Origin of the sequence: Actinomadura keratinilytica, from assembly GCF_039539665.1 — a bacterium.
Taxonomy (GTDB): Bacteria; Actinomycetota; Actinomycetes; order Streptosporangiales; family Streptosporangiaceae; genus Spirillospora; species Spirillospora keratinilytica.
This window is the reverse complement of sequence record NZ_BAABDO010000059.1, coordinates 18,707-40,228: the sequence shown is the minus strand read 5'-3', so window position 1 is coordinate 40,228 and position 21,522 is coordinate 18,707. Positions and strand designations below refer to the sequence as shown.

At 74.7% G+C, this 21,522-nt stretch carries 18 protein-coding genes; 12 read left to right on the top strand and 6 right to left on the bottom strand.

Annotated elements, in window-relative coordinates:
* Both ABD879_RS19050 and ABD879_RS19045 read right to left on the bottom strand, forming a co-directional pair.
* A partial coding sequence (locus ABD879_RS19050; RefSeq protein WP_345022820.1) for a helix-turn-helix domain-containing protein occupies positions 1-201 on the bottom strand: 201 nt, incomplete at its 3' end.
* Positions 202-415: 214 nt separating this feature from the next.
* Complete coding sequence (locus ABD879_RS19045) at positions 416-1,660, bottom strand: pyridoxal phosphate-dependent aminotransferase (RefSeq protein WP_345022821.1); 1,245 nt, start codon at positions 1,658-1,660, stop codon at positions 416-418.
* Positions 1,661-1,908: 248 nt separating this feature from the next.
* Between ABD879_RS19045 and ABD879_RS19040 the strand changes: the two genes are divergently transcribed.
* The 5 genes from ABD879_RS19040 to ABD879_RS19020 all read left to right on the top strand — a co-directional run bounded on the left by ABD879_RS19040 (position 1,909) and on the right by ABD879_RS19020 (position 8,270).
* On the top strand, positions 1,909-2,928 hold the full coding sequence (locus ABD879_RS19040) for a LysR family transcriptional regulator (RefSeq protein ID WP_345022819.1): 1,020 nt from the start codon (positions 1,909-1,911) through the stop codon (positions 2,926-2,928).
* A 262-nt stretch (positions 2,929-3,190) separates the two neighbouring features.
* A complete protein-coding gene (locus ABD879_RS19035) occupies positions 3,191-3,838 on the top strand; it encodes a VC0807 family protein (RefSeq protein WP_345022818.1) in 648 nt (215 codons plus the stop codon).
* 133 nt (positions 3,839-3,971) lie between these two features.
* The gene (locus ABD879_RS19030) at positions 3,972-5,141 is read left to right on the top strand and encodes a L,D-transpeptidase (protein ID WP_345022817.1); all 1,170 of its coding nucleotides are present in this window, start codon (positions 3,972-3,974) and stop codon (positions 5,139-5,141) included.
* Between the two features lie 221 nt (positions 5,142-5,362).
* Entirely contained in the window at positions 5,363-6,553 is a 1,191-nt protein-coding gene (locus ABD879_RS19025) for a L,D-transpeptidase (RefSeq protein WP_345022816.1), read from the top strand.
* Positions 6,554-6,773: 220 nt separating this feature from the next.
* Positions 6,774-8,270: a glycosyltransferase family 4 protein gene (locus ABD879_RS19020; RefSeq protein WP_345022815.1), complete on the top strand. Its 1,497-nt coding sequence runs from the start codon at positions 6,774-6,776 to the stop codon at positions 8,268-8,270.
* Here ABD879_RS19020 and ABD879_RS19015 read toward each other — a convergent pair.
* On the bottom strand, positions 8,188-9,024 hold the full coding sequence (locus ABD879_RS19015) for an SAM-dependent methyltransferase (RefSeq protein ID WP_345022814.1): 837 nt from the start codon (positions 9,022-9,024) through the stop codon (positions 8,188-8,190). The genes ABD879_RS19020 and ABD879_RS19015 overlap by 83 nt on opposite strands.
* A 426-nt stretch (positions 9,025-9,450) precedes the next feature.
* Between ABD879_RS19015 and ABD879_RS19010 the strand changes: the two genes are divergently transcribed.
* Complete coding sequence (locus ABD879_RS19010) at positions 9,451-10,752, top strand: erythromycin esterase family protein (RefSeq protein WP_345022813.1); 1,302 nt, start codon at positions 9,451-9,453, stop codon at positions 10,750-10,752.
* A 115-nt stretch (positions 10,753-10,867) separates the two neighbouring features.
* Positions 10,868-13,390 carry an ATP-dependent Clp protease ATP-binding subunit gene (locus ABD879_RS19005; protein ID WP_345022812.1) on the top strand — a complete coding sequence of 841 codons (2,523 nt, stop codon included), beginning with the start codon at positions 10,868-10,870 and terminating at the stop codon, positions 13,388-13,390.
* A gap of 13 nt (positions 13,391-13,403) precedes the next feature.
* Here ABD879_RS19005 and ABD879_RS19000 read toward each other — a convergent pair whose 3' ends face one another.
* Complete coding sequence (locus ABD879_RS19000; protein WP_345022811.1) at positions 13,404-14,171, bottom strand: peptidoglycan recognition protein family protein; 768 nt, start codon at positions 14,169-14,171, stop codon at positions 13,404-13,406.
* 465 nt (positions 14,172-14,636) lie between these two features.
* On the opposite strand from ABD879_RS19000, the gene ABD879_RS18995 reads away from it, so the two are divergent.
* Positions 14,637-15,515, top strand: a complete 879-nt coding sequence (locus ABD879_RS18995) for a hypothetical protein (protein WP_345022810.1) — start codon at positions 14,637-14,639, stop codon at positions 15,513-15,515.
* On the opposite strand, the gene ABD879_RS18990 is transcribed toward ABD879_RS18995, so the two are convergent.
* Positions 15,472-16,869, bottom strand: a complete 1,398-nt coding sequence (locus ABD879_RS18990) for a GntP family permease (protein ID WP_345022809.1) — start codon at positions 16,867-16,869, stop codon at positions 15,472-15,474. The two genes, ABD879_RS18995 and ABD879_RS18990, sit on opposite strands and share 44 nt — an antisense overlap.
* A 106-nt stretch (positions 16,870-16,975) precedes the next feature.
* On the bottom strand, positions 16,976-17,518 hold the full coding sequence (locus ABD879_RS18985) for a gluconokinase (protein WP_345022808.1): 543 nt from the start codon (positions 17,516-17,518) through the stop codon (positions 16,976-16,978).
* A gap of 135 nt (positions 17,519-17,653) precedes the next feature.
* Between ABD879_RS18985 and ABD879_RS18980 the strand changes: the two genes are divergently transcribed.
* From ABD879_RS18980 to ABD879_RS18965, 4 genes are all read left to right on the top strand, one after another.
* Positions 17,654-18,379, top strand: a complete 726-nt coding sequence (locus ABD879_RS18980) for a FadR/GntR family transcriptional regulator (RefSeq protein WP_345022807.1) — start codon at positions 17,654-17,656, stop codon at positions 18,377-18,379.
* Between the two features lie 126 nt (positions 18,380-18,505).
* A complete protein-coding gene (locus ABD879_RS18975) occupies positions 18,506-18,721 on the top strand; it encodes a hypothetical protein (protein ID WP_345022806.1) in 216 nt (71 codons plus the stop codon).
* 168 nt (positions 18,722-18,889) lie between these two features.
* Complete coding sequence (locus tag ABD879_RS18970; RefSeq protein WP_345022805.1) at positions 18,890-20,203, top strand: carbohydrate kinase family protein; 1,314 nt, start codon at positions 18,890-18,892, stop codon at positions 20,201-20,203.
* Positions 20,200-21,492, top strand: coding sequence for a family 4 glycosyl hydrolase (locus tag ABD879_RS18965; protein WP_345022804.1), 1,293 nt, complete (start codon positions 20,200-20,202; stop codon positions 21,490-21,492). The genes ABD879_RS18970 and ABD879_RS18965 overlap by 4 nt, the downstream gene beginning before the upstream one ends.
* Positions 21,493-21,522: the final 30 nt, after the last annotated feature.

Genomic DNA, 21,522 nt, shown 5'->3' with positions numbered 1-21,522 from the left:
GACGGCCACGGGCGTCGGGGCCACGCCGCGGGGCGGCCGCTCGAGCACGCGGCGGGCCAGCCGCCGCTCCAGCGCCCGCACCTGCGGGGTGACGGTCGGCTGCGCCGGCCCCGGCAGCGCGGCCGCGGCCGTAAACGAGCCGGAGCGGTGCACGGTGAGGAAGGTCCGCAGCTCGGCGCCGCCGGCCGGCGAGTTCGTCAAGGCCCTCGGCGCGCCTGACACGGCGGCCAGGGCCCCGTGGCCGTCCCGGGCCCGGCCCGCAGCACCCGGGCCCGGGACGGCCGCCCCCCTCGCCGGCACGCGCCGCAGGCGGTGCCCCTGGACACGGCGAGGCCACGGCGGCCGGTGAGCCGCCGTGGCGTTCGGGTCGGCCCCGCCGGGGGTGGGCAGACGGCGGGGCCGACAGGCGGCGGGGTCAGCAGGTGGCGGGGGCGGCCAGGGGCAACGGGGTGGTCACCGCCTCCAGGACCTCGCTGAGCCGGTCCAGGGAGTCGGCGATCCAGGGGAGCGTCAGCGGGTCGGGGGTGGCCAGCGCCGCCAGGCGCTGCTCCTCGGTCTCCCCGTACAGCAGGCTGGACGACACCCGCATGCGCAGCGCCTGCTCGTCGTCGCCGAAGGCCACGCCCGGCAGCACGCCCACGCCGTACCGCTCCAGCAGCAGCCCGGTCAGGTCGGCGCCGGTGCGCACGCCGTGGTCGGCGGCCAGGCGCTCGCGCAGCGGCTCGAAGTCGGGGTAGACGTAGAAGGCGCCCTCGGGGGACGGGACGCGCGCCCCGGCCGCCTCGAAGCGGGCGGTGACGGCGCCGGCCACCACGGCGTGCAGGCGGCGGCTGCGGTCGACCCGCTCGACCAGCTCGGGCGGCTCGGAGAAGGCGTACGCGGCCGCGTGCTGCATGGGCGCCGGCGCGCTGGACCAGATCTCGCTGCCCACGCCCAGCAGGTCGGCGCGCAGCGTCTCGCCGATCGGGCCCTCCGGCAGCCGGGCCACCCCGATCCGCCAGCCGCCCGCCGCCAGGTGCTTGCTCAACGCCGTCGTCACCACGGTGCGCTCGGGGGCGTACGCCGCCGGGCTCGGCACCTGCCGGGACGGGTCGTGCACCAGGTCGCGGTAGATCTCGTCGGAGATGATCACCAGGTCCAGCTCGCGCGCCACCTCGCACAGCCGCCGCACGGTCTGCTCGGAGGCCAGCGTGCCGGTCGGGTTGTCCGGCAGCGTCACCACGACCCCGGCGACCCTGCGGCCCTGCCCGCGGGCCCGCACCACCGCGTCGGCCAGCAGCGCCGGGCTGGGCACCCCGCCCTCGCCCGGCGGCGTGGCGACCTGGAGCGCCCCCTCGGCGGCCAGCGTCGCCTGGGCGGCGTAGCTGACCCAGCTGGGCGTCGGTATGACGATCTCACCGCCCAGTGACATCACCAGGCCGAACAGCAGCGCCTTGCTGCCCGGCCCGCTCACCACCATCCCCGGCTCGGTGGGCAGGCCGCGCCGGCTCCAGTACCCGGCCGCGGCGGCGCGCAGGGCCGCCGACCCGGCGACCGGCCCGTAGGCGCCGCGGTCGGAGCCGGCCGCCAGCTCGCGCGCCAGCGCCGGGTGGATCGGCAGCCCGGCCTCGCCGAACCCGAGCGGCAGCACCCGCACGCCCTCGCGCCGCTTGCGCGCCATCGCCTCGTTGATGGCGAGAGTGGGGGACAGGGGCACCCGGCGGGCGCCGGAGGGTCTGGACCCGGTGGAGGAGGTCGCCTCGGTGGACTCGTTCTGGACTGGCATTCAAATGCTCCAGGGCATGCTGATGTACACGGAGAGTTACACAGGGATCCCCGCAAGTGACCCGGCCGGGCTCGACTCGATGTTTTCCCACAAAAAGCGTCATCACAAGCGAGTCTCATCGATGCAGACCATAAGATGAGCTGATGCTCGAAGTGCGCAGGCTGCGGCTGCTGGCGGAGTTCGCCCGCCGGGGCAGCATCGCCGCCACCGCCGCGGCGCTCGGCTACACCCCCTCCGCGGTCTCCCAGCAGCTGGCCGCGCTGGAGCGGGAGGCGCGGGTGGCGCTGCTGGACCGCACCGCCCGCAGCGCCGAGCTGACCGACGCCGGGCGCCGGCTGGCCGAACGGGCCGAGGAGATCCTCACCCTGGTCGAGGCCGCCGAGGCCGAGCTGTCGGCCAACGCCGACGCCCCCATGGGCCGCGTGGTCGTCACCGCCTTCCCCACCGCCGCCGTGGCGTTCGCCCCGGCGCTGGCCGGCAGCCTGGCCGACCATCCGGAGCTGACGTTCGTGCTGCGGCAGACCCGGCCGGGCGACGGCATCCGCCAGGTGCGCAGCGGCGAGGTCGACATCGCGCTGGTCGACGACTGGACCGGCAAGCTGGCCGTGCACGCCCCCGCCACGCTGAAGTTCTTCCACCTGTGCCGCGACCCGCTGGTGCTGGTCGTGCCGGCCCGGCACCCCATGGCCGACCCGGCCAAGCCCGTGGACCTGCAGGAGCTGCGCGAGGAGGCGTGGATGGCCGCGCCCACCGGCGAGCCGTCCCGCCAGGCCGTCGACCGGCTGCTGGACACCGTGGGCGGGCGGCGGCCCATCCCGTGGGAGTTCGAGGGCCTGCACACCATCCTCAGCCTGGTGGCGCGCGGCATCGGCATCGCCGCGATCCCGGCGCTGGCGCTGGCGGCCGGCGACCGGGAGGTGGCGGTGCGCCGCATCCCCGACTGCGACCTGACCCGCGACGTGTACGCGGTGACGCGGGCGGCCAGCGTGCGCCGTCCCTCGGTCGCCGTGACGCTGCGCGCCATCTACGCGGCCGCGCGGAACGTTCCACCCGTCCTGCCCGACGAACCGGACGAGGAGCTCGGATCGGCCCTGCCCGACTCGACCGCGCCCGACTCGACCGCGCCCGACTCGACCGCGCCCGACTCGACCCGGCCCGACTGAGCCCCGCCGCCGCCCGGCCCGAACCTCACCGTGACGGCACACCGCCGGAGGGAGGCGTCGGCATGGCGGCCATTCGGGGTGAAACCGTGCAATCCGGTGCGCGGCATCACGTACCGTAGGGCGGGTCGTGACCAGCCCCGCCCGCCCGGACCGAGCCGATTCGGGGACGCAGCGCCTCATGGACGCACCCTCCGCACCCTCCGCAGACCCGAGCCCCGCAGACCCGGCCTCCGCGGGCCGGGCCGGCCACCACGCCGTCGAGATGCCCCGCCTGACGACGCTGCTCCGGCACGCCCTGCCGCGCTTCGTCGAGGGCGTCATCGCGCCGGTCGCGGTGTTCTACGCCGCGTTCGCGCTGCTCGGCCTCAACGGCGGGCTGGCCGCCGCCGTCACCTGGGTCTACGGCGGGATCGCCTGGCGCTGGTGGCGCGGCCACGGCGTGTCGGCGATGCTGGTGCTGGCCGCGCTCGGCGTGACCGTCCGGGCGGCCCTGGCGGCCGCCACGCACAGCGCGGTGGTGTACTTCCTGCAGCCCACGCTCGGCACGCTCACGGTGAGCATGGCCTTCCTGGCGTCGGTGCCGCTGCGCCGCCCCCTCGCCCAGAAACTGGCCACCGACATGGTGCCGCTGCCCGAGGCGTTCCTGCGGCACGAGCGCGTCCGGCGGTTCTTCCTGCGCATCTCGCTGCTGTGGTCGCTGGTCTTCTTCGCCAACGCGCTGATCAGCCTGTGGATGCTGTTCAATGAGTCGATCGGCACGTACCTGTGGGTGCGCACCGGCCTGGTGACCGCGCTGGGCGCGGCCGCCGCGGCGGTGTCGGTGTGGGGCTTCCGGCGGTGCCTGCGGCACGTCACCGGCGAGCACGCCGCGGCCCCGGCCGGCGCCGCGCCCGCGCCGTCCGCCGCCTGAACGCCGCGCCCGCGACCCCTTCGACGGCCGCGTCACATCTCTCACACGCGGCGAACTTTCCCGTCGGGCGGAGCGTCTCTCCTTCTCGGATAGATTCCGAGTAAGCAAACATTCAAGAACAGTGGTGGTTTTCGTGGGCGACAAGGGTCGTTTGGCGTTGACGGTGGCCGGGGGCGCCGGTGCCGTGCTCGTCCTGGTCACGGGCTGCAGCGGCGACGGCGGCTCGGGGGAGCTGGCCTCCGGCAAGACGGCCGTGGCGACGATCACCCCCGCCAACGGCGCCGCCTCGGTGCGGCCGGACGGGCCCATCGAGGTCAAGGCGTCCGAGGGCACCCTGCAGAACGTCACCGTGCAGGGCAAGGGCTCGACCATCACCGGGAAGATGTCGGCCGACCGCAAGACGTGGCGGTCGGACCGCACGCTCGCCCCCGCCACCTCCTACACGGTGACCGCGCAGGTCAGCCATGACGGCAAGACCGAGACGGTGAGCAGCACGTTCACCACGCTCAAGCCGGCCAAGACGCTGTCGATCATCGATGTCACGCCCAACGTGGAGGGCGAGAAGGTCGGCGTCGGCATGCCGATCTTCGTCCGGTTCAACCGGGCGGTCACCAACCGGGCCGCCGTGGAGCGGGCGCTGCAGGTGACGCCGGAGAAGCCGGTGGCCGGCGCCTGGCGGTGGGTGGCGCCCGACCAGGTCGTCTACCGCACCGAGACGTACTGGGCCGCGCACCAGCGGGTCCGCTTCAGCGCCCAGCTGGCCGGGCTGAACCTCGGCAACGGGGTCTACGGCGCCAAGGACGTCCAGGAGACCATCCAGATCGGCGCCGCCCAGATCACCAAGGGCAACATCAACAGCCACCACATGACCGTCACGCGGGACGGCAGGAAGCTGCGCACCATCCCGTTCAGCGCGGGCAACGGCACGACCCGCGAGTACACCACCACCAGCGGCGTCCACCTGCTGATGGAGAAGGGCAACCCGGTCATCATGGAGGCGCCGGGCCGCAAGCCCGGCGACCCGGGCTACTACAAGCAGAAGGTGAACTACGCGGTCCGCTTCTCCAACAGCGGCGAGTACGTGCACTCGGCGCCCTGGTCGGTGGGCTCGCAGGGGTCGGCCAACGTCAGCCACGGCTGCCTCAACGTCAGCCCGTCCAACGCCAAGTGGTACTACGACATCATGCAGCGCGGCGACGTGATCGAGCTCACGGGCACGTCCCGCAAGGTCGAGTGGGACAACGGCTGGAGCTTCTGGCAGCTGTCGTTCGCCGAGTGGAAGAAGGGCAGCGCGCTGTCCTGAGCGCGCCGCCGCCCTATCCCGACCCTCCGGCCGCGGGCGGCCGCCGGCCCGGCGGCCGCCCGCGACCCGCGGCATCACTCCGAGCCCAAGCCTTGGTGAATACCCCGATTGGCGACAACAAGAACCTCATTTGTCGCTAATGTTCCGGTGGTAGACGGGCGGGGTCCTGGAGGTTAGAGGTGCAGCGGAGGGTTTCCGCAGGAGTTCGGGCGGGCGCGGGAGTGACGGGGGCGCTGCTGCTTTTGGCGGCCTGCTCCGGCGGCGAGGACGGCGACGGGGTCACCGTCGGCGGCAAGGGGGAGGCCGGCTCCCCGCAGGTGACGATCACCCCCGGCAACGGCAGCGGCCGGGCGCGCCCCGACCAGGGGGTGACGGTGCGGGTGACGGGCGGCGTGATCGAGCAGGTCACGCTGACCCGCAAGGGCAAGCCGGTGGAAGGGCGGCTGTCGCAGGACCGCACCAGCTGGCAGTCGCGCACCCTGCGGCCCGGCAGCCAGTACCAGGTGACGGCGGTGGCCAAGAGCCCGCAGGGCAAGAGCACCAGCGTGCAGAGCACCTTCACCACGATGAAGGCCCCGGTCGCGCTGAACGTCTCCGACGTGACGCCCATGCAGGGCGAGAAGGTCGGCGTCGGCATGCCGATCATCGTGACGTTCAACCGCGCGGTGGAGGACAGGCGCGCGGTCGAGCAGGCGCTGGAGGTCAAGTCCACCAAGCCCGCCACCGGCGCGTGGTACTGGACGGCCCCCAACCAGGTGATCTTCCGTACCAAGAACGGCACCTACTGGCAGGCCAACCAGACGGTCACCTTCCGCGCCCGGCTGGCCGGGGTCAAGGCGGGCAAGCGCACCTACGGGGTGAACGACGTGGCCCGCCGGTTCACCATCGGCGACGCGCACATCTCCAAGGTCAGCACCAAGACCAAGCGGATGGTCGCCACCAGCAACGGCCAGCGGGTCAAGAGCTGGCCGATCAGCGCCGGGAAGGGCGGCCGGGTGGTCAACGGCGTCGACACCTTCCTGACCACCAGCGGCATCCACCTGACCATGGGCAAGGAAAACCCGGCGATCATGACGTCGGAGTGGATGGGCGTCGATCCCAACGACAAGAAGAACGGCGGCTACCGGGAGGTCATCCCGTGGGCCGTGCGGATCTCCAACAGCGGCGAGTACGTCCACTCCATGGCCAGCACGGTGTGGGCGCAGGGGCGCCAGAACGTCAGCCACGGCTGCGTCAACTCCCCGCCCGCCTACGCCAAGTGGTTCTACAACTGGTCCTACCGGGGCGACATCGTGATCATCACCGGCAGTGCGCGCCGCCTGGAGTGGAACAACGGGTGGAGCTACTACCAGATGAGCTGGAACCGCTGGGTGAAGGGCAGCGCCCTCGACCGCGAGGTCACCACCGCCTGAACCATCCGCCTGGACCGACTTGCTGAACCGTCCGCCGGGGGACCGCCCCCGGGCAGCCGTCCGGTGGTCCCCCGGCGACCGGCTCCGGCCGCGGCGCATCGTTGATATGGCGACATCTCGGGAAATATTCCATTAGGAATTTCCGGGGATCGGGGGACGCCGCATGGTGCCTGGACAACGACGTGCACGGCGCCGGGCGCGGCGCGGGACACCGCGGAACGTGCGCGGCGCCGTCCGCCGGAGGCTGCGGCGCGGTCGGCGGCGGGTGCTGACGGTCGCGCACCGGGGCGTGCGGAGGGCGGCCCTGTGGACGGTGCGGCCCCTGATGCCCGGCAGGCCGACGCCGTGGGGCGCAACCCGCGTCGCGGCGGCGGAAGGACCACCGGACGGGGCGCGGCGGCCGCGCGTGCGGATCCTGCTGCAGCACGCCCACGGGACCGGCGGCACCGTCCGCACGGTGCTCAACCTGGCCGGCCACCTGGCCCGGCGGTACGACGTGGAGATCGTCAGCGTGGTCCGCCGCCGGGCCGAGCCGTTCTTCCCGATCTCCCCGGACGTGACGGTGCGGTTCGCCGAGGACCGCCGCACCCCGCCGCCCGGGCGGATCGGGCGCCTGCTGACGCGGCTGCCGAGCGTGCTGGTGCCCGTCGACGACGCCTCGTTCCGCACCGTCAGCCTGTGGACCGACCTGTGCCTGCTGCGCGCGCTGCGCGGCCCCGCGCCCGACGTGCTGGTCGGCACCCGGCCGTCGCTCAACCTGCTCGCCGCTGAGCTGGGCGGACGCGGCGTGGTCACCATCGGGCAGGACCACATGAACCTGGCCGCCTACCGGCCCGGCCTGCGCCGCCAGATCGCCCGCGCCTACCGGCGGCTCACCGCGGTGGCCGTGCTGACCGAGGCGTCGCGCACCGGCTACCGGGAGGTGCTGGCGGGCGCGCCGACCCGGGTGGTGCGCATCCCCAACGCGCTGCCGGAGCTGCCCGGCGGGCCGTCCCCGCGCACCGCCAAGGTGATCCTGGCCGCCGGCCGCCTGACCAGGCAGAAGGGGTTCGACCTGCTGCTGCGCGCCTATGCGCCGCTGGCCGCCGCGCACCCCGACTGGACGCTGCGGATCTTCGGCGCGGGACCCCGGCGCGACGCCCTGTGCGCGGCGATCGCCGAGCACGGGCTGACCGGCCGGGTGCGGCTGTGCGGCCGCACCCCGGACCTGGCCGGGGAGATGACGCGGGCCTCGGTGTACGTGCTGTCGTCGCGGTTCGAGGGCATGCCGATGGTGCTGCTGGAGGCGATGGGCAAGGGCCTGGCGGTGGTGGCGTTCGACTGCCCCACCGGCCCCGGCGAGATGATCAGCGACGGCCGCGACGGCCTGGTGGTGCCCGCCGAGGACGTGCCCGCGCTCACCGCCGCGCTGCGCAGGGTGATCGAGGACGCCGGCCTGCGCGACCGGCTCGGCGCCCGCGCCGCCGCCACCGCCCGCGGCTACGGCCTCGACCTGGTCGGCCCCCGGTGGGAGCGGCTGCTGGACGATCTGCTGGCCGCCCCGCGCGAGGCCCCCGCCGACCGTCCCGCCCGTGCCCGCCTGCGCCCGGCCGGACCCGCCCGCTTTCGGGACGCCGGGCAGCGGCCGGGGCGGCTCAGCGGCGCAGGCCGACGGCCGCGTACATCAGCGCCTGGTCCGGCGGGCGCACCGGGCCCTCCGGACGCCACTCGGAGGTGAACACCACCCCCGGCTCCAGCGGCTCCAGGCCGTCGATGAACGCCGCCACCTCCGCCCGCCCGCGCGGCACCAGCGGAGCGCCGCAGCCCGCCGCGTACAGCGCCGCGGCCTCGGCCACCGCGCCCGGCGCCGGGTCGGCGGTCAGGTGGGAGACCGCCAGCGCGCTGCCGGGCGGCATGGCGCGGCGCAGCCCGGCGGCCAGCTCGTGCGGGCGGTCGTCGGCGGTGAGATGGTGCAGCACGCTGGTCAGCAGCACCCCGACCGGGCGCGTCCAGTCCAGCGGCGCGGAGACCGTCACCGCCTCCAGCAGCGCGTCGCGGTCGCGCAGGTCGGCGCCCACCACGCTGACGTTGCCGTCGTCGGCCAGCAGTGCCCGGGCGTGCGACAGCACGATCGGGTCGTGGTCGACGTACACCACCCGCGCGCCGGGCGCGTGGCGCTGGGCGATCTGGTGGACGTTCTCGCGGGTCGGCAGGCCGCAGCCGATGTCGAGGAACTGGGCGACGCCGTGCTCGGCCAGCGCGCGCACGACCCGTCCGACGAACGCCCGGTTCTCCCGGGCGGCCGTGCGGGCGTGCGGCTGGACGCGCAGCAGCCGTTCGGCCAGGTCTCGGTCGGCGGCGTAGTTGTCCTTGCCGCCCAGCAGCAGGTCGTAGAACCGCGCCAGGTTCGCCTCGCCCGCCGTCGCCCACGGCCTGGACGGTGCGGACGCGGGCGCCGGCGGCGCCGCGATGATCATCTCCGGCTCGCTCATCGCCGTTCCGCCGGTCGGTCGTGGCACCCGGCCGGCCCGCGCGACGCCGCTCCGCGGTGGTTTCCGGATCCGCCGTGGTACGTGGCCCCGTCGTGAAACGTGGACCCGTCGTCGAACATGGTCACCTCACCCTCGGCTCGACAGCCGACCCCCGTCGGCAGCGGGCGGCCCACCGTGTCGCCGGCGGCGACCGGGCGGGACGGGTCCGGCGGAACGTGGGGAGCGCTCCCCGTCCCAGGGCCGCATACCGATCATCCCCTGACTGGCCCGAGAAAACCGACCTTCCACGGCCTATTGACAGGTGACCGAATCCGGCCGGGGCGCCGGCGCCGCCGCCCGGGCGCCGGGCGCGGGCAGCGCGGTGCATCGACGCGCGCGGACGGGGAACCGGGGGAGGACCCGGACCGAACGCCGAAAGGGGGCGCCGTGCCCGACATCGACGACGTGACGCGGTCGGCCCTGCCGATCGAGGAGGAGGCGGACCTCGACCCGGTGCTGGACCGGATCGGCGACGCGCGCTGCGTGCTGCTCGGCGAGGCCAGCCACGGCACCCACGAGTACCACGCCTGGCGGGCGGCGCTCACCCGGCGGCTGATCGCCGAACGGGCGTTCTCGTTCGTCGCGGTCGACGGCGACTGGCCCGACTGCCGGCGCGTCCACCGCAGCGTGACCGGGGCGCCCGGCGCCGACGGCGACCCCCGCGCGGCGCTGGACGCGCTGCGCCGCTGGCCCGCCTGGACGTGGGCCAACCACGAGACGGTCGCGTTCTGCCGCTGGCTGCGCGGGCACAACGCCGCCCTGCCGCCCGAGCGGCGCGTCGGCTTCTACGGGCTGGACGTCTACAGCCTGCGGGACTCGCTGCGCGCCGTCATGGTGCATCTGGCCGAGCACCGGCCCGAGCACCTGGCGGCCGCGCGCGAGGCGTACCGGTGCTTCGAGCCGTACGGCGACGACCCGCGCGGCTACGCCCGGCTGGTGCCCGAGGACTGCGCGGAGGAGGTGCTCGCCCTGCTCACCCGGCTGCGGCGGGCGGCCGGCGGGCGCGCCGCCCCGGCCGACGAGTCGGCCGCCGACCTGGCCGAGCGGTTCGACGCCCGGCTGAACGCCGAGGCCGCCGCGGGCGCCGAACGCTACTACCGCGCCATGATCGGCGGCGGGGAGCGGTCGTGGAACGCGCGCGACACCCACATGGCCGACACCCTGGAGCGGCTGCTGGAGTTCCACGGCCCGCGCTCGCGCGCCGTGGTGTGGGCGCACAACACCCACGTCGGCGACGCCCGCGGCACCGACATGGGCCGCGCGGGCCTGGTCAACCTCGGCCGGCTCGTCCGCGGCCGGCACGGCGCCGCGGACACGGTGCTGGTCGGGTTCGCGGGCGGGTACGGCGAGGTGGTCGCCGGGCCGCGGTGGGGCGCGCCGATGGAGCTGATGCGGGTGCCGCCGCCGCGCTCGGACTCGGTGGAGGCGCTGCTGTCCTGCGCCGGCCTGCACCGCGCCCTGTTCGTGTTCCCCGCCGCGCCCGGCGCCCGGTGGCTGACCGCCACCCGCGTCCAGCGCGCCATCGGCGCGGTGTACGACCCCGACCACGAGCTGGACAACTACGTGCCGACCCGGCTCGGCGAGCGGTACGACGTGCTGTGCTGGTTCGCCCGCACCTCCGCGCTGGACCCGCTGCACCTGGAGGCGTCCCCGCGCGGCGGGCCGGAGACCCTGGCGACCGGCGTGTGACGCGGCGCCCGCCCCGCGCCGCCGGCGCCCCGGCCCGGACGGGGCGGCCGTTTTGCCGGTCCGTCTCCGGGCAGGGGCCGGGAATCGTCCGTTTTGACCGACGAAAGGGAACGTCATGACCGGCGACATGTTCGGGCACGAGGCGTTCGGTCGCGACCCGTTCGAGGACTTCTTCGCCCGCTTCTTCGGTCCCGGGTACAGCCGCAGGCCGATGCACCGCATCGACATCGGGCGGCTGATGAGCGAGGAGGCGCGGGAGGCGGTGCGGGACGCGGTGGCCAAGGCCGCCGAATGGGGCAGCCGGGACCTGGACACCGACCACCTGCTGTGGGCGCTGACCCGGCAGGACGCCACACGCCGGCTGCTGGAGCGCGCCGGGACCGAACCGGACGCCATCGCCCGCGAGGTCGAGTCCGAGGTGTCGCGCGGCCGGCCCGGCGACACCCCGCCCGTGCTGACGCCCGCGGCCAAGCGCGCGCTGCTGGACGCCCACCAGATCTCCCGGGCCCTGGGCGCCTCCTACATCAGCCCCGAGCACCTGCTGTACGCGCTGCCGTTGAACCCCGAGTCGCCCGCAGGACGCATCCTGGCCAAAGTGCGGCTGACACCCGAGACGCTGCAGGAGGCGGGCTCAGAGGGCGCCCAGGGCGGGCAGGCCCCGCCCCCGCCGACCGGCACGCCGACGTTGGACGAGTTCGGCCGGGACCTGACCGCGCTGGCGCGGGAAGGGGCCATCGACCCGGTGGTGGGCCGCGACGAGCAGATCGAGCAGACGATCGAGGTGCTGTCGCGCCGCACCAAGAACAACCCGGTGCTGATCGGCGACCCCGGCGTCGGCAAGACCGCGATCGTGGAGGGCATCGCCCAGCGCGTCGCCGACGGCGAGGTGCCCGAGACGCTGCGCGCCACCCGGGTCGTCCAGCTCGACCTGGCGGGCGTGGTGGCCGGCACCCGCTACCGGGGCGACTTCGAGGAGCGCCTCAAGAAGATCATCGATGAGATCCGCGAGCACTCGGCCGACCTGATCGTGTTCATCGACGAGATGCACACCGTGGTCGGCGCGGGCGGCGCGGAGGGCGCGCTGACCGCCGCGAACATGCTCAAGCCCGCGCTGGCCCGCGGCGAGCTGCACATCATCGGCGCGACCACGATCGACGAGTACCGCAAGGACGTGGAGAAGGACGCGGCGCTGGAGCGGCGGTTCCAGCCGATCCTGGTGCCCGAGCCGTCCGTCGAGGACACCATCGAGATCCTGCGCGGCCTGCGCGACCGCTACGAGGCCCACCACCAGGTGCGGTTCACCGACGAGGCGCTGGTGGCCGCCGCCCGGCTGGCCGACCGCTACATCACCGACCGGTTCCTGCCCGACAAGGCGATCGACCTGGTGGACCAGGCGGGCGCGCGGGTGCGGCTGCGGGTGCGCACCCCGGCCGCCGACGTGCGGCAGCTGGAGCAGGAGCTGGAGCGCCGCCGCCGGGAGAAGGACCACGCGGTCGCCGCCGAGCAGTACGAGCGGGCCTCGGTGCTGCGCGACGAGATCGCCGACCTGGAGCGGCGGGTGCGCCGGGCGCAGCAGCGCGGCACCGACCCGCACGCCGTCCCCGAGGTCACCGAGGTCGACATCGCCGAGATCGTCTCGCGCACCACCGGCGTCCCGGTCGCCCGGCTCACCGAGGAGGAGCGGGAGCGGCTGCTGCGGCTGGAGGAGCAGCTGCGCCGGCGCGTCATCGGGCAGGACGACGCGGTCGCGGCCGTCGCCGAGGCGGTGCGGCGCTCGCGCTCGGGCCTGGCCGATCCGAACCGGCCGATCGGCAGCTTCCTGTTCCTCGGCCCGACCGGGGTGGGCAAGACCGAGCTGGCCCGCGCGCTGGCCGAGGCGCTGTTCGGCGCCGCCGACCGGATGATCCGCTTCGACATGAGCGAGTTCCAGGAGCGGCACACCGTCAGCCGCCTGACCGGCGCCCCGCCCGGCTACGTCGGCTACGAGGAGGCCGGGCAGCTCACCGACGCGGTGCGGCGCACCCCGTACGCGGTGGTCCTGCTCGACGAGATCGAAAAGGCCCACCAGGACGTGTTCAACGTGCTGCTGCAGGTCTTGGACGACGGACGGCTGACCGATGCGCAGGGCCGCACCGTCGACTTCAGGAACACCATCGTGATCATGACGAGCAACCTCGGCTCGGAGCTGGTCGCCGGGGGCGCCGGGGGCGTGGGCTTCACCGCCGGGTCCGGCGCCGTGGACGCCCCGCTGCGCGAGCGGGTGATGCGGCGGCTGCGCGAGTCGCTGCGGCCGGAGTTCCTCAACCGCATCGACGAGATCATCGTGTTCCGCCGGCTCGGCGCCGAGCAGCTGCGGCAGATCACCGACCTGCTGCTGGAGGAGACCCGGCGCCGCCTGCACGCCCAGGACGTCACCGCCGAGTTCACCCCCGAGGCGGTGGACTGGCTGGCCGAGCGCGGCTGCGAACCGGAGTTCGGCGCCCGCCCGCTGCGCCGCACCATCCAGCGCGAGGTGGACAACCCGCTGTCGGCCATGCTGCTGGACGGGCGGCTGCATTCCGGGCAGCGCGTGCGGGTCCGAGTGGCGGACGGCCGGCTGGCCTTCGACACCGAGGTCCCGCAGACCGCGGGCGTCTGAGCCGGGCCGCCGGTCAGCCGCGGACGGGGTCGCCGGACCCCAGGGCCGGGCCGTGGTCGAACCGGAACCGGGGCCCGGGCAGGCCGCCGCGCCTGCGTTCGGCGAGCACCTGGCTCCTGCGCTCCGCGCCGAGGAGGCCGGCCACCTCGTCCCGGAGCCGGGGCAGCATCGCGTACAGCACGTCGCCGGGGCAGGCGGTGGCGTTGTAGTCGCGGTGACCGACGATCGCGGTGTAGGGGTTCAGGCCGTACACCGCGCACAGCCACGCGCACGTCTCGACCAGCCGCACCCACAGCGCGGGTGTCGGCTGCACTGTCATGTACAGGCCCTCGTTCTCGATGCCGATCGTGTGGTCGTTGTGGCTCGCGGTGTGCGCGCCGACGACGTGGTCTCCCGCCTGGATGGCGGCGAGGCTGCGGTTGCGTCCCTCCATGAGGTGGCCGCCGCGGCTGATGGTGAGCTGCTGTCCGGTGTCGTCCCAGCCGTTGGTGTCCATGTGGTGGTTCTGGATCGCCCGTGACAGCGCGAACGCGGCGGCCAGCGAGTAGTCGGTGGTGTTGGCCGAGGCGGTGTGGTGCACGACGATGTGGTCGGGGGCGCGGTCCAGCACGGTCGCGGCGCGGCGCGGGGCGCGGGCGCCCCATTCGGCGCGGGTGTGGACGCGGGGGGCGGCGAGGGCGTCCTGCGGCAGCAGGGGCGCGGCGCCGAGCAGGGCGCCGCCGGCCACCGTGGCGGCTCCCCTGAGCATGGTGCGGCGGTCCAGGCGGATGACTTCGGACATGAGCGGGGGCTCCTCGCGAGTCGATCGGCCGGTCGAAGATGACCTTGCGGGGACGGTAACCCAGAAACCCGTCGGCCAGAAGGGGCCCGAGAGGCGCCTGTGAAAGCGTCGCCGCGCGGCCGGGACGAGCGTTCGCGCAAATGCGGGTTTGCCCATACGCCGCGCGGGACGCGGTCGCCGTGCTCTCGACCGGAGCGTGACTCCGCGTCCGCCGGGACGCCGCTCGCCCTGACCTCGGTAAAAGTTGCGATCACCGCGGCCTCGGCGGCGATGCGAGGGGCGCGCCCCCGGCGGCGGCCGGGCTCGTGGAGCGGCCACATGCGGACGCCCGCAGGCCGGAACCGGCACGCGTGCGCGCCCGTCGGCCGCGATGTGGCGCAAGGCGGACGCGATCGGAACGAGACGTGCGCGCGACCTGCGGCACCGATCCTGTGGGACGGCGGTCACCGGAAAGTGGAGGCGGCAGTGTCCGTGCGAGGTGCGGGGCGTCTCGCGGTGCTGGGCGTCCTCGTCCTGCTCGCCCTGTCGGCGTGCGGCGGGGGCGGCGGGCGCGCGCTGCCCGGGGCGTGGCTCGACATCGCGGTGATGCCGGACGGCGGTGCGCAGGTCGATCTGCGCGCCGCCGGGCGGCTGCGGTCGGACGCCGAGGTGCGCGACCTGGCCGAGGCGGCCGCGCGGGAGCTGTTCCCCGGTGCCGCCGTCCGGGCGCGCACCGTGACCAGCCGCGGGTACCCGTTCGCCAGGGCGGAGGTGACCGGCGCCTACCGGCCGGGCCGCAGGGTGCCCCTGCGGCTGGACACCGCGCGGGCGTGGCGGCGGCTGGCCGGCCGGGGGTTCGACGAGGGCGGGGTGCGGTTGTGGCTGCCGTCCGTCCCGGCGACGGTGCGGCCGCGGCCGCCGGGAGGGGCCTCGGGCGTGCCGGAGTGGGCGGTCGGGCGGGGACGGCCCGCCCCGGTGGTGCGGGTCGAGATGCGCCCGCGGCCGGTGCGCTGGTTCGGTGCGGCGGTGCTGCTGGCGCTGGTCGTGGCGGGGATCGCGGTGTCGGCGGCGGCGCACGACCGGCCCGTCGCCGCGCCCGCCGCCGGGGTCTCGATCGTCTGCGCGGTCGTCACGGTGTCCGCGGCGGCGGGCCGGCAGGGCGACAACCTGGGCGTCGCCGGGGTGCTCGGCGGGCGCGTCCTCGCCGTCGCCTCGAGCGCGCCCCTGGCGGGGCTGCCGCTCGGGCTGGTGGCGGCGGCGCTGTTCGTGCGGGCGCTGCGGCTGCTGCTGCTCGTGCCCACCGCCGGGGCACCGTGCATCGCTAGACGACCAGGTCGAGGAGGAGCACGAACACCAGGCCGGTGACCGACAGCACCGTCTCCATCAGCGACCAGGTCTTGACGTTCTGCCCGACGCTCAGCCCGAAGTACTCCTTGACCAGCCAGAAACCGGCGTCGTTGACGTGCGAGAAGAACACCGACCCGGCGCCGATCGCCAGCACCAGCAGCGAGGTCTCGCCGCTGCTCAGCGTGGTGACCAGCGGTGCCATGATGCCCGCCGCGGTGACGGTGGCGACGGTGGCCGACCCGGTGGCCAGGCGGATCAGCACCGCGACCACCCAGGCCAGCAGCAGCACCGACAGGCCGCTGTCGGCCACCCAGTCGGCGACCAGCTTGCCGATGCCGGTGTCGATGAGGGTCTGCTTGAAGCCGCCGCCGGCGGCCACGATCAGCAGGATGCCCGCGATCGGCGGCAGCGACTTCTCCAGCACCCCCGACACCTCGCGCGGGCTCATGCCCGCGCCGCGGCCGAAGGTGAACATCGCCACGACCACCGCGATCAGCAGCGCCACCAGGGGGGTGCCGAGGTTGTCCAGGACGGTGCGCAGGTGGTCGCCCTCGTCGAGGAAGATGTCGGCCAGCGCCTTGCCCATCATCAGCACGACCGGCAGCAGCACCGTGGCCAGGGTGACGCCGAACGAGGGGCGGCGGGCGGCCCCGGCGGAGTCCGCCTCGGCGCCCGACTCGTAGAGGGCGGGGGCCGGCACGTCGACCCAGCGGGCGGCGTACCGGGCGAACAGCGGCCCGGACACCGCGATCGTCGGCAGGGCGACGAGCACGCCCAGCGCCAGCGTGACGCCCAGGTCCGCCTTGAGCGCGTCGATGGCCACCAGCGGACCGGGGTGCGGGGGCACCAGGCCGTGCATGGCCGACAGCCCGGCCAGCGCCGGGATGCCCACCCGCACCAGCGACAGCCCGGACCGGCGCGCCACCAGGAAGATCACCGGCATCAGCAGCACGAGCCCGATCTCGAAGAACATGGGCAGTCCGATCAGCGCCCCGACCAGCGCCATCGCCCACGGCAGCGCGCGCGGCCCGGCGCGGCCGACGATGGTGTCGACGATCTGGTCGGCGCCGCCGCTGTCGGCCAGCAGCTTGCCGAACATGGCGCCCAGCGCGATCAGCGCGCCGACGCCCGCCGCCGTGCTGCCGAACCCCTCGCCGAACCCGCTGACCGCGTCGGCCATCGGCAGCCCGGCGACCCCGCCGACCAGCAGCGAGCCGAGGGTGAGGCTGAGGAACGGGTGCACCTTCAGCCAGGTGATCAGTGCGACGATCAGCGCGATCCCGGCGAGCGCGGCCAGCACGAGCCGGCCGCCGCCGGCGATGGGCTCCTCGGGCGGGGCGAGGGCCAGCGCGGTGAGGGCGGAGCCTGTCATCAGGAACCTCCGGGGTGGACTCCCGCCTTCCGGGCGGGGGGAGGGAATCGGGATGGGGCCCTTGGATCAGGGCCTTCGAGCGAAGCCCTGGGGCAGGGGCTTCGGTTCAGACCTCGCGCGGCGGCGCCGCCGCGGCGTCGGGCGCCGCGTCCAGGTAGGCGTCGACGAGCGCCTCGACGGGGGCGTCGAGGTCGAGGACGATCCCGCGCTCGTCCGGGCCGAGCGGCTCCAGCGTGTCGAACTGGGAGTCGACCAGGGAGGCGGGCATGAAGTGGCCGGGACGCTCGGCGACCCGCCGCCGCACGACCTCGCGGTCGCCGTGCAGGTGCACGAACGCCACCTGCGGAGCCTTGGCCCGCAGCACGTCGCGGTACGCGCGCCGCAGCGCCGAGCAGGTCACCACGCCGCCGCCCGCCGCATGCCCGGCCAGCCACACGCCGATCGCGCGCAGCCAGGGCATCCGGTCGGCGTCGTCCAGCGGGATGCTGGCCGACATCTTGGCGATGTTGCCGGGCGGATGGAAGTCGTCGGCGTCGGCGAACGGCACCTCCAGCCGCCGGGCGAGCGCGGCGCCGAAGGTCGTCTTTCCGGACCCCGCGACGCCCATGACGACGAGCAGCGGGGCGGCGGAGCCGCGGGCTGTGTCCATGACATCGACCTCTCGGATGACGTTTGCCAGAGTGTGACACGATTCATCAGCCGTTAACAACACCTGACCTGTATAAGTCTGATTTTTTACCCCGACTCCCTGGATACGGCGGCTTACGTGTGATGATTGGTGGCCATGGGGGGCAATGACCAAGCCGGACTGCACGGCAGCGTCCTGGACCAGCTGGGCCTGCTGATCACCTCGGAGGAGCTGGCACCGGGCCGGGTGCTGCGGATCGAGGAGCTGGAGGCCCGGTTCGGGGTGTCCCGGTCGGTGATCCGCGAGGCGATCCGGGTGCTGGAGTCCATGGGCATGGTCAGCAGCCGCCGCCGCGTCGGCGTCACCGTCGCCCCGCGCTCGGCCTGGAACCTGTTCGACCCGCGCATCATCGGCTGGCGGCTGGACGGCGACGGCCGCGACGAGCAGCTGCGGTCGCTGAGCGAGCTGCGCCGCGGGGTCGAGCCGGTGGCCGCCGCGCTGGCCGCCCGCCGCGCCGCCCCCGCCCAGTGCGGCACGCTGACCGGCGCGGTCATGCAGATGGCGGTGCACGCCAAGTCCGGCGACCTGGACGCCTACCTGGAGGCCGACATCCTGTTCCACCGCACGCTGCTGGAGGCGTCCGGCAACGAGATGCTGGGCGCGCTCGGCGACGTGGTGGCCTCCGTGCTGGCGGGCCGGCACCACCACCACCTGTTCCCCGCCCGGCCCGAGCCCGCGGCGATCCGCTGGCACGCCGAGGTGGCGCAGGCGGTGCAGGCGGGGGACCCCGAGGCCGCCGAACGGGCCATGCGCGACATCGTCGAGGAGGCGACCCGCGCCATGCTCGGCGAGCCCGTCCGCGAGGCCCCCGACGCCTCCTAGGGCGCGACGGCCCTCCCGGTCCGGGGATTCCGCAATCGGCCATCCGGCGAAGGCGCGGGCGGGGGAGTATTGGGCGCGACGGCGTCCGCGGACCCGCGGCGGCCCGACCCCCCGGAGGTGTGCGACGTGAACGACGTGACCGGCGCCAAGTCCCTCATGCCGACCCGCAAGTGGTGGGCGGCGCTGATCACGGCCCTCACCGCGGTCGTGATCAACTGGATCCAGGCGGGCGCGTTCAGCAAGGAGATCCTCATCGCCCTGATCGGCGTGGTGTCGCAGGCCGCGGTGGCGTACCTGGTGCCGAACGAGAACACGCCCGGCGGCGTCCCGCTCAAGCGCTGACCCGCGCCTGCGCGGCGGACGGCGGCCGGGGCGGCCCGCCGGTGACCGGCATCCGGCCGAAGGCACGTTCGGACAAGATCCGATCACGAAGCGTAGCGGAACGTGTCGTCCTGTCGGTGCGCCTGGCTACGATCGCCAGCGACGCCGACGCCTCGCCGTGGAGGCACCATGACACAGACCCGCAGCGGGCCCCGGTTCGACGACGCCCGGCGGCACGTCCCGCAGGACGTCCCGGCGGAACCGGAGGAGGCCGCCGCACCGGGCCGGGCGCCCGAGCCGACCCTGCACGACCCGTGCACCGAGCGCGAACAGGCGGGGCGGCGGCTGCCGCGCGGGGACGACGCGCCGGAACTGGACGTCTTCCTCACCGGCCAGGTCTTCATGGACATGATCTTCACGGGGCTGCCGGGCCTGCCGCCGCCCGGCACCGAGCTGGTCACCGACGGCCTCGGCTCGGCCCCCGGCGGCGTGGCCAACATCGCCGTCGCCATGAGCCGCCTGGGCCTGCGCGTCGGGCTGGCCGCGCCGTTCGGCGACGACCTGTTCGGGGCGTACCTGTGGCGCACGCTGTCCGAGCAGGAGGGCGTCGACCTGCGCCGCTCCCGGATGATCCCCGGCTGGCCGTCCCCGGTGACGGTGTCGCTGGCCTACGACTCCGACCGCAGCATGGTCACCTACGCCAAGCCCCTGCCGCTGCCGCCGGACGAGCTGGTCGCGGTGCCGCCGCAGGCCAAGACGTGCTTCGTCGACATCGGTCGGCCGGTGCCCGAATGGGTGACGGCGATGCGCCGCGCCGGCGCCCGCGTGTTCGCCGACCTGGGCTGGGACGCCACCGGGGCGTGGTCCGCCGAGGTGCTCGACCGGCTCCGGTACGTCGACGTGTTCCTGCCCAACGCCGTGGAGGCCATGGCCTACACCCGCACCGGCTCCCCGGAGGAGGCCGCGCGGGCGCTGGCGGAGCGGGTCGCGGTGGTGGTCGTCAAACGCGGCGGCGACGGCGCCCTGGCGATCGACTCGGCCACGGGGGAGCGCGCCGAGACCCGGGCGCTGCCGGTGGAGGCGCTGGACGCCACCGGCGCCGGCGACGTGTTCGCCGCCGGGTTCGTGTTCGGCACGCTGGCGGGCCTGCCGCTGGACGAGCGGCTGCGGTTCGCCAACCTGTGCGCCGGGCTGTCGGTGCGGCACCGCAGCGGGTCGCTCGGCGCGCCGTGCTGGGGCGAGATCGCCGCGTTCGGCGAGTCCGGCGAGGTCCCCGAGGAGATCCTGGCGGACTACGCCTTCGTCGTGCCGTTCATCCCCGCCTCGGCCGACGACGCCGTCGTCCGCGCCGAGCCCACCCTGCGCTCCCACTCGGGGGGACGGCCCCTCGCGGTCCCCTCCCCGACGGCGACGAGGGCGGCGACGGCGACGAGGGCGGCGACGACGACGAGGGCGACGAGGGCGGCGACGACGACGGCGACGACACGAGCGGAGACACGATGACCACGAGCATCGCGGTGATCGGGGCCGGCAGCGGCTACATGCCCGGCGTCATCCGGGGGCTGCTGCACCGCGCCGCCGACCTGGCCGGGGCGCGGTTGCGCTTCCACGACGTGGACGCCGACCACCTGGACGTCATGACCCGGCTGGCCCGGAGCATGTTCGCCGCCCGCGGGGCCGACTTCACCGTCACCGCGCACACCGACCTGAAGTCCGCGCTGGACGGGGTGGACTTCGTGTTCACCACCTTCCGGCCGGGCGGGCTGCGCGGCCGCCACCTGGACGAGTCGATCCCGCTCAGACACGGCGTCGTCGGGCAGGAGACGGTCGGCCCGGGCGGGTTCTTCATGGCCTGCCGGTCCGTCCCGGTGCTGCTGGACATCGCCGCCGTGCTCGCCGAGGCCGCCCCGGACGCGTGGATCATCAACTACACCAACCCCACCAACGTCGTCACCGACGCGGTCTCCCGCCACACCGGCGCGAAGATCCTCGGGCTGTGCGACCAGTGGGTGGGCGACACCGAGACCTGGGCCGACCTGCTCGGCCTGCCCGTCGCGGGCCTGGAGATCGACTGGATCGGCACCAACCACGGCACCTGGGCCGAGCGGGTCCGGCTGAACGGCGAGCCGGTCGACATCGCGCCGCTGCTGGAGGCCGTGGAGCCGCACGGCGACGCCACCCCGCACCGCGACCCGGTCCGCATGGCCGAACTCGGCAAGGCCCTCGGCCTGCTGGTCAACTCCTACGCCAAGTACTACTTCTTCCACGACGAGGTCGTCGCGCAGCTGCGGGCGAAGGGCACCACCCGCGCCGAGGACATCATGGCGATGCTGCCCGCCTACTACGCGCAGGTGGCGGCGGAGGCCGACAAGCCCGACCCGGATCCCAGCCGCGAGCGCGGCGGCGGCGAGCACGGCGAGTTCGCGGTGGACGTGATCTGCGCGATCGCCCGCGACGAGCAGCGCCGGTTCATCGTCAACACCCGCAACCGGGGCGCGATCGCCTCCCTGGAGCCCGACGCGATCGTCGAGGTCCCGGCGGTGGTGGGCCGCCAGGGCGCGGTGCCGCTGGTGATGGGGGAGCTGCCGCGCCAGGTCCGCGGCCTCACCCAGGCCGTCCACGAGTACGAGCGGCTGGCCGCCGACGCCGCCGTCACCGGCGACCGGCGCACCGCCCTGCGCGCGCTGCTGGCCCACCCGTTCGTCTCCAGCCTGCGGGTCGCCGAGCGGATCCTCGACGAGGGCCTGGCCGCGCACCGCGCCCACCTCCCCCAGTTCGCGCAGGACCGCTGACCCGCTCCCCGGCCGTCGCGCCGGGGAGCG